The organism is Vibrio sp. OPT46, from assembly GCF_015163535.1.
GTDB classification, from domain to species: Bacteria; Pseudomonadota; Gammaproteobacteria; order Enterobacterales; family Vibrionaceae; genus Vibrio; species Vibrio alginolyticus.
Genome location: NZ_JADDYG010000093.1, coordinates 74,888 through 82,244, shown reverse-complemented (window position 1 = coordinate 82,244; position 7,357 = coordinate 74,888). Strand labels below are relative to the sequence as shown.

7 protein-coding genes are annotated in these 7,357 nt (G+C 45.2%); 2 read left to right on the top strand and 5 right to left on the bottom strand.

Annotated elements, in window-relative coordinates:
* The 5 genes from IQR33_RS04585 to IQR33_RS04565 all read right to left on the bottom strand — a co-directional run.
* Positions 1-1,364 (bottom strand): VWA domain-containing protein (locus IQR33_RS04585; RefSeq protein WP_228013760.1); only part of this gene is annotated, 1,364 nt, incomplete at its 3' end.
* Positions 1,357-2,361, bottom strand: a complete 1,005-nt coding sequence (locus IQR33_RS04580) for a vWA domain-containing protein (RefSeq protein ID WP_017635418.1) — start codon at positions 2,359-2,361, stop codon at positions 1,357-1,359. The genes IQR33_RS04580 and IQR33_RS04585, both read right to left, overlap by 8 nt.
* Positions 2,354-2,830 (bottom strand): DUF4381 domain-containing protein, encoded by a 477-nt coding sequence (locus IQR33_RS04575; protein ID WP_017821862.1) that lies wholly within the window; start codon positions 2,828-2,830, stop codon positions 2,354-2,356. Before IQR33_RS04575 ends, IQR33_RS04580 begins: the two co-directional genes overlap by 8 nt.
* A gap of 37 nt (positions 2,831-2,867) precedes the next feature.
* Complete coding sequence (locus tag IQR33_RS04570; RefSeq protein WP_017635416.1) at positions 2,868-3,794, bottom strand: DUF58 domain-containing protein; 927 nt, start codon at positions 3,792-3,794, stop codon at positions 2,868-2,870.
* Positions 3,795-3,807: 13 nt separating this feature from the next.
* Positions 3,808-4,764, bottom strand: coding sequence for an AAA family ATPase (locus IQR33_RS04565; RefSeq protein ID WP_025768547.1), 957 nt, complete (start codon positions 4,762-4,764; stop codon positions 3,808-3,810).
* 310 nt (positions 4,765-5,074) lie between these two features.
* Here IQR33_RS04565 and IQR33_RS04560 point away from each other — a divergent pair, with 310 nt between their 5' ends.
* Both IQR33_RS04560 and IQR33_RS04555 read left to right on the top strand, forming a co-directional pair.
* Positions 5,075-6,991: a methyl-accepting chemotaxis protein gene (locus tag IQR33_RS04560; protein ID WP_193837762.1), complete on the top strand. Its 1,917-nt coding sequence runs from the start codon at positions 5,075-5,077 to the stop codon at positions 6,989-6,991.
* A 56-nt stretch (positions 6,992-7,047) separates the two neighbouring features.
* Complete coding sequence (locus tag IQR33_RS04555) at positions 7,048-7,248, top strand: restriction endonuclease subunit S (protein ID WP_005375165.1); 201 nt, start codon at positions 7,048-7,050, stop codon at positions 7,246-7,248.
* Positions 7,249-7,357 lie beyond the last annotated feature (109 nt).

Sequence of the window (7,357 nt, the reverse complement as noted above, 5' to 3'; positions counted from 1 at the left end):
TGCTGTTGCTGTTGCTGTTGCTGTTGCTGTTTTAGCTTTTCTTCTACAACCGATAGGTTTTTCTTCGCGGCTTCAAAGTTAGGCTTTTCCTCTAGCAGTTTTTTATACAAATCAGCCGCATCTTCTAATTGACCATTTTGAGCGAGCGAGTTGGCGAGGTTATAGCGGCCGTTAAGGGAGGCATCATGAGAAAATGCTTCGATAGCGGCTTCGTAGTCACCTTTTTGATAACTGGCGGCTCCTTTCCAGCTTGGGTTTGTAAATAGGTTTTGCGCCTGTTCATACTCACCTTGCTTGTAGAGTTCCGCTCCTTGTTGGTCGGCATTTAAGAACGGATTAGCTTCTGCATGCGGTGTCCACGTTACTGGGACTACACTCGCAACTACCATCCAAATCAGGCCGCGTCGAAACAGTAAAGCCGCAGGAAGAAGTAACAACGGCAGTAACCAAAAGCCACTGTTGAGACGAGAATCAGTTTTAACTTCTTCGCTTTGGGTCGCAGAAAGCTGGCTACCAATGTTATTGGTAAAGGCCGCGATATTTTCAACATCACGGTTGGTGTGTTGAATAGGAACAAATAGGCCACCAGTTTTATTCGCTAGCGTCTGTAGGTTTTTCAGGTTTGTTTTCGCTACGACGGTTGTGCCTTGTGCCGTTTTTAGCAGAGAGCCATCGGGCAGCGCGATAGGCGCACCGTTAGGAGTTCCGACGGCAAGAACAGAAATGCGAAACTTTGTACCTTGGACTAAATCTAACGCGCGAGACAGCTCTGACGTATCAAGATCATCCGCTAACACGATGATATCGCCTTGTTGCGTGCCGGCTTGAGAAAACTGGTTGATCGCAAGTTCAATCGCGGCAGGCAGGTTTGCTCCTTGAAAAGGCATCAGCTCTGGTGACAAATTTTCGATAATGCCCGCAAGCGTGCTGGAATCAGTTGTCAGTGGACTTAAGTTATAGGCATCGCCAGCGTAAGCAATAAGTCCAGTGGCTCCCTCTTTCCATTTAGGCAGCAAATCGAGCGTCTTATAACGTGTTTGTGCTAGCCGATTGGGTTTGATGTCTGTAGCAAACATAGAGCGAGACATATCAAGCACCAAGATACGGTTTTGGTTTAACTCAAAGCTTGGTCGAGCATTGGACTGCCAGCTTGGCCCCGCTAATGAAATGCAAGTTATTGCCCAAGCTAAACCCCATAGAGTGAAGTAATGCTTAGACTGCGTGTTTTGTCCGAGCATCCGCGATAGGTGAGGGGCAATCAGTGTGGACTTTTGGGCTCTAAATTTGTGATTAAGCAAGAGTGCGATAGGGATCACGATGAGCCCCAAAAGCCAATAAGGATTGAGGAAAATAAACTCAGCCATGTTTTCTCCTTAATAGGAATAACAATACCGATAATACAAATGCAGCGCTTAATGGATATGGAAACCATTCAGACTGTGGGCGCCAAGTTTGTGTGTCGCTAGATACGGGTTCTAGCTGGTTGATGGTGTCATAAATCTTTTCGAGCTCTTCTGTATCTCGCGCTCGAAAATATTGTCCACCTGTCACCTCTGCCACTTTAGTCAGTGTTTGTTCATCTAAATCGGCTGCGGTGTTGACTTTGCGAGTCATGAAAAACTCCTTCACCATCATTTCACCAGCGCCCACGCCCACGGTGTAAATAGTGGCGTTGTATTTTTTCGCAATTTCCGTTGCTTCTAGCGGCTCGAGCACCCCTGCAGTATTGCTGCCGTCACTGAGCAAAATCATGACTCGTTGCGGAGCATCACTGTCTACAAAGGTTTTTGTGCCTAACCCAATACCATCACCAATGGCGGTTCGTTGACCAACCAAACCGATGACGGTTTGATTAATCTGTTGCATGACGCTTTTTCGGTCTGCAGTGAGTGGTGTTTGCAAATAAGCATGGTCGCCAAACAAAACAACTCCGAGACGGTCACCTTTTCTCTTTGCTACGAAATCAGACAGAACTTTTTTGACTGCTGTGAGGCGATCGATATATTCGCCGTTGAGTTCCATGTCTTCCTGCTGCATCGAACCGGACAGATCGACGACTAACATCAAGTCCCGATATTTGGGTTGGAATTCAACGGGATCACCAAACCAAACTGGACGCGCACAAGCGACGACAAGAAGGCCCCAGATCGCGATTGAAAGTGCTTTTTGCAGCGCTTGCTTAGGCTTGCTGCGATTCTCATTGGTTGGTAAGTACGCCAATTTGATCTCGGCTTGTTGAGATTCTTGTGGCAGGAACTTGTATACCAGCCAGGGGATGGGCAACAAAAACAGTGCCCACCACCAGACAAATTCAATGTTTAGCCATTGGGCAAGATCGGTTATGAGTGTTTGCTCAGTCACGGTTATTTGCCTTTTTCTTTGGTGGTAAAGCGTAGGTTATCCAAAAGACACAATCGTCTACCAAGCTTTGATGCTGCCCTTGGGAAGAATTCTGATACAACGCTTCTTGCCACTGATGTTGTTTGTCTACGAATCGACTTTCTTTGGTATGGCTATCGAGAAATTCATACCAAGCGATTCCGGTTAATGGTGCGATCTCTTCACGCGGAAAGTAACTCAATGCTGCCTGGCGCAATATTTCCAGAGCAGAAGAGGGGGTATGAGGCGCGGTAGGTTGAGTTAAAAGTGTTAATGCTGTCTTTTTTGCGCGTAAGTGTTTTTTACGCCATCTCACATAAAGACAAATGCCGAAAACGAAGAGCAAGGTGGCTGCAAGCACCACCCACCATCCCCAAGCGAGCGGAAACCAATCCGGAGCGTTTGGCAAAATCAAAGGTTCAAGGTCTAGGCTTTGGTTGTTTGTTGTCATTATTATTACTGCTTAATAAATACTGCTTGTCAGTTTGTTAGCTTAATTGTGAAATTAAGGGCCAGCCACTTGATAGCGTGTTAAATGGAATTGCTATCGAATGGCACTGTTGCTTAATGGTTTCTTGATGTTGGGTAAAGTGGTTTTCGAGTTCTCTTCGTTGTCCTTTAGAGCCAAAGTTAAACCATTGACTATGCAGCCCATCCGAAGCTTTCACTTGACCTCTAAAGTCTGTTTCGCCTCTTTCTAACGGATCATAAAATTGAACAGCCCTTACGCTATTGTGTTGTTTGAGTCGACGTAGTTGTGCCAGTTCCGTTGGTATTACGTGGGCAAAATCACTGAGCATAATCAATTCGCTACCTTTTGGGGTGAGCGTATGAAGTGTCTCCAATACTTGTGCATACGGCAGTGTACGAGTGTCGTTGCTTGCAGTACGAGTTACTTGCGCATTATGTATGTCGACTATGGCGTTAAGAATCCGCAGCCCTTGTCTTTGTAAAGAAGAGGGGCGAAATTCAAGACATTGATGTCCGTCATCAATCACTGCGCCGATGCGATTTTTTTTAGCTAGAGTTAGCCAAATTAGAACACTGGCAAAGTGGGCCAATTGAACGGATTTGAGTACATACTTAGATCCAAAATGTAGACTAGAACTTAGATCAAGATAAAGAATGACCGCTTGCTCTTTATCTTCTGCAAACAATTTTGTATGTGCTTTACCGGTCCTAGCGGTGACTCGCCAATCAATGCTGCGAATATCGTCGCCAGGTTGATATTGGCGCACCTCCATAAAATCCATACCTCGCCCTTTTTGGCGACTGGTATGGTTACCACTCATCTGCGACCAGAGACTCTGTGCTGGTGGTAACCAACGTACAGATTGAGTGCGATATTGGAGCAGCTCTTCAAGGGTTAATGTCACCCCATTCGCATGAGGTGGTAATGAATGTGTAGCGGACATATCACTCACCTGTTTATGCACTGCCAACAAGGTTTAGCAGTTTATCGATGACCTGGTTTGCCGTAATGCCTTCCGCTTGAGCGTGGTAACTCAACAATAAACGGTGGCGCAGTACCGGATAAGCCATGGTTTGAACATCTTCCGGAGAGACAAAATCACGACCAGCAAGCCAAGCGTGCGCACGTGCACAGCGATCAAGAGCGATGGTGGCACGCGGACTCACACCCATTGACAACCACTTGTCCAACTCAGTGTCATATTCGTTGGCTTGACGTGTCGCCATAACTAAACGGACGATGTACTGCTCTATCGTTTCCGCCATATGAATATCCAACACTTCTTTACGTGCGGTGAATATATCTTGTTGGCTTAACATTGGGCGTTCAACCTTTGCTTCGCCTTTTGCTTCTCCGCGGTTAATACGCAAGATAGATAGCTCATGCTCCGCATCTGGGTATTCCACTTCTAAATGCAATAAAAAGCGGTCTAGCTGCGCTTCAGGAAGGGGGTAGGTCCCTTCTTGCTCTATCGGGTTTTGAGTTGCCATAACCAAAAACAACTCTGGCAGCGGGTAGGTATGACGACCTGCTGTGACTTGTTTCTCTGCCATTGCTTCAAGCATTGCCGCTTGTACTTTGGCTGGCGCACGGTTTATCTCATCCGCAAGAATAAGCGAGTTGAAGATAGGACCTGATTGGAAAGTGAATTCTCCGGTTTCGGGACGGAAGATATCGGTGCCGGTTAAATCGGCTGGCAGCAAATCAGGGGTGAACTGAATGCGGTGGAAGTCGCCTTCAACACAGTCTGAGAGTGATTTTACTGCACGGGTTTTTGCTAACCCAGGAGGGCCTTCAACTAAAATATGCCCATCCGCAAGAAGCGCAACAAGCAGTTGCTTTACCAGATCTTGCTGTCCGATGATCTGCGACTCTAAGTATTGCTGAAGAGTTTCGAAGTTAGATTTATGCATGCTTTGGACTCTCGGTATCCATGTGATTTTCGTGTTGAGTATTGGTCATTTTCCATGTGAAAAAAGTTCCAACGCTCTATTGCAATTTATCTTTTCAATATTGGGACGCTACAGAGAATTGCAAGTACGTGCTATCTCTGAAAGTGCTTATTTGACAGTGTGTTACATTTATTTTTCATAATATAATGAGAAATGCCTCTAGTTTTGTACATATGAGCCGATAAAGATTCCGTGGTGTGCGTGTCATGAGATATGCACCTGATTCCCCTTGTGGGGCCAATAACAAGTGATTCTTTTAAAAGGTCCGAATATGTTGAAACTTCATTCCTTGAGCATCAAACAGAAGGTTGTACTTGGCATTACGTTTGCTGTTCTAGCATCAACAATCATTGTTGGTGTTATGGCTCAGCGTCATGCGAGAGATGTATTGAGCCATCGTCTTATTGACATCGAGCTACCTGCGATGTTGCAGCAAATCAATACCGAAATTGACCGCGAAGTTGTCGAAATGCAACAAGCGGCAAAACAGCTGGCTACAAACGAATTTATTGTTGAAGCCCTATCTAATACAGACCGTGATCCGTCAGTAGAAGTTCAGTTGGTTCAGCAGCTCAATAACGTTAAATCACAGTATGGTCTTAATGATGCGTCGGTAGCGAATCGTCAAACGGCATATTACTGGAATCAAAACGGATTCTTACGTCAACTTAACCGAACGCAAGATGCTTGGTTCTTTGGATTTACGTCGTCTGGTCAAGAAACGTCCGTGAGTGTGTTCCAAGAGGCAAATGGCGAAGTGAAAATGTTTGCCAATTTCCAAGATCTTAATGGTACATCAATGTCAGGTCTCTCTAAATCTATGGGAGACATGGTTGCTTTGCTCAATAGGTTTAAAATTGAAGATACGGGTTACGTGTTCCTCACTAATGAACAAGGCCAGATTCAAATACACCGCCAACAAGGTAAGAACCAAACTTCTATCACTAAACTATTTGGTAGTGACGCAAGTGCGCTGTTGAACAAAAATAGCTTCAACCTAATTAATGTGGAGTTTGAAGGGCAGGATACTTTTGTTTCTAGTTTGTATGTTCCTTCAATGAACTGGTTTGTTATTGGCGTGGTTCCCGTTGATGAAGTATTCGCAGACCTGAATGCGACAGCTAAAAAAATGCTGTTTACGACCATCATTGTTGCCGTTGTATTCATCCTCATGGGCGTATGGTTAGCAAACAGCATTACGAAACCAATCCGACTGATTGCCGATCGTTTTACCGACCTTGGGCAAGGTGAAGGCGATTTGGCGCAGCGTATTGAAATTAAGGGTAATGATGAAATTGCTCAGCTTTCAAAAGGCTTTAATGGATTTATTGAGAAGATTCATGCCACGATGAAAGAGGTTGCTCTAACCAGTGGCTCATTAAGTCAAGCGGCAGAAAGTGTGTCAACGAAAGCAACATCCACACACGACAACAGCCAAGAGCAGCGTGATCAAACCATTCAAGTAGTTGCAGCTATCAACCAAATGGGTGCGACCATCAGTGAAATTGCATCGAACGCTGCTACCGCTGCTGATACGGCAAATCAGGCTTCAGATAACACTCAAACTGGTCGAGAAGTTGTGATGAAAGCAAAAGAGGTGATCAGCCGCCTAGCCGATGATGTTGAAACAACCAATATTGTTGTTACGCAGTTGGCGTCGACAACCAAAGATATTGGCTCGATTCTGGGTGTAATTCGTGACATCTCTGAGCAAACGAATTTACTTGCGCTAAACGCTGCAATTGAGGCTGCTCGTGCTGGTGAGCAGGGACGTGGTTTTGCGGTTGTTGCTGATGAGGTAAGAAACCTAGCTTCACGCACGGCTGATTCTACAGAAGAGATTCAGCGCATGATCAATCAGCTTCAAAGTGACGCACAAGACGCGGTAAGTGCTATGGAAGCGGGCAAAGCGGTCACCATAGAAGGGGTTACTTCTACCGATGAAGCAGTCGAGGTATTAATCAGTATTTCTGAACGAATCACCGACATCTCTGATCGTAATACACAGGTTGCAACGGCGACGGAAGAGCAATCCACGGTGGTGCATACCATTAATCAAAATATCGAAGAAATCAACGCGATAAATGAAATGACAACCGCGACAGCAGAAGAGTTGGCGGATGCAAGTCGCGATCTTCAAGCGCTCTCTTCTCGTTTAGACAAGATGGTTGGTAGCTTCAAGTTATAGAGTTGGATAGAATAGGCGAAGTTTAAAAGTTCAATCATTAATTTTAGGTAAGTACTATGAATGACTTCGAAAAAGAACTAGAGCAAATTTCTCAAGAAACCGCTCAGGAGCCAGAAGTAAAACTGCCGTCGCTAGAAGAGCAAAAAGCGATCGTCGCTGAGCTGAAAAAGCTGGAAGCGGAAGGTAAGCTGACGCCAGAAGTGTTAGAACAACACTTTGGTAAGTTTAACCAAAAAAACGCAGTTCCAATCCACTAAGTTAGGTGGTGTTTTGCCTCTAACGTGCGTGATTAAATCACCTGCTCAAACACAAAAAGGGAGTTTATACTCCCTTTTTTAATGTGTGAAAAATGCTAATACCTCTCAC

Bases quoted from the DNA above. Each gene is read 5' to 3' on its own strand.
- IQR33_RS04560 (WP_193837762.1), top strand. From the start codon at position 5,075: ATGTTGAAACTTCATTCCTTGAGCATCAAACAGAAGGTTGTACTTGGC.
- IQR33_RS04570 (WP_017635416.1), bottom strand. From the start codon at position 3,794: ATGTCCGCTACACATTCATTACCACCTCATGCGAATGGGGTGACATTA.
- IQR33_RS04565 (WP_025768547.1), bottom strand. From the start codon at position 4,764: ATGCATAAATCTAACTTCGAAACTCTTCAGCAATACTTAGAGTCGCAG.
- IQR33_RS04575 (WP_017821862.1), bottom strand. From the start codon at position 2,830: ATGACAACAAACAACCAAAGCCTAGACCTTGAACCTTTGATTTTGCCA.
- IQR33_RS04555 (WP_005375165.1), top strand. From the start codon at position 7,048: ATGAATGACTTCGAAAAAGAACTAGAGCAAATTTCTCAAGAAACCGCT.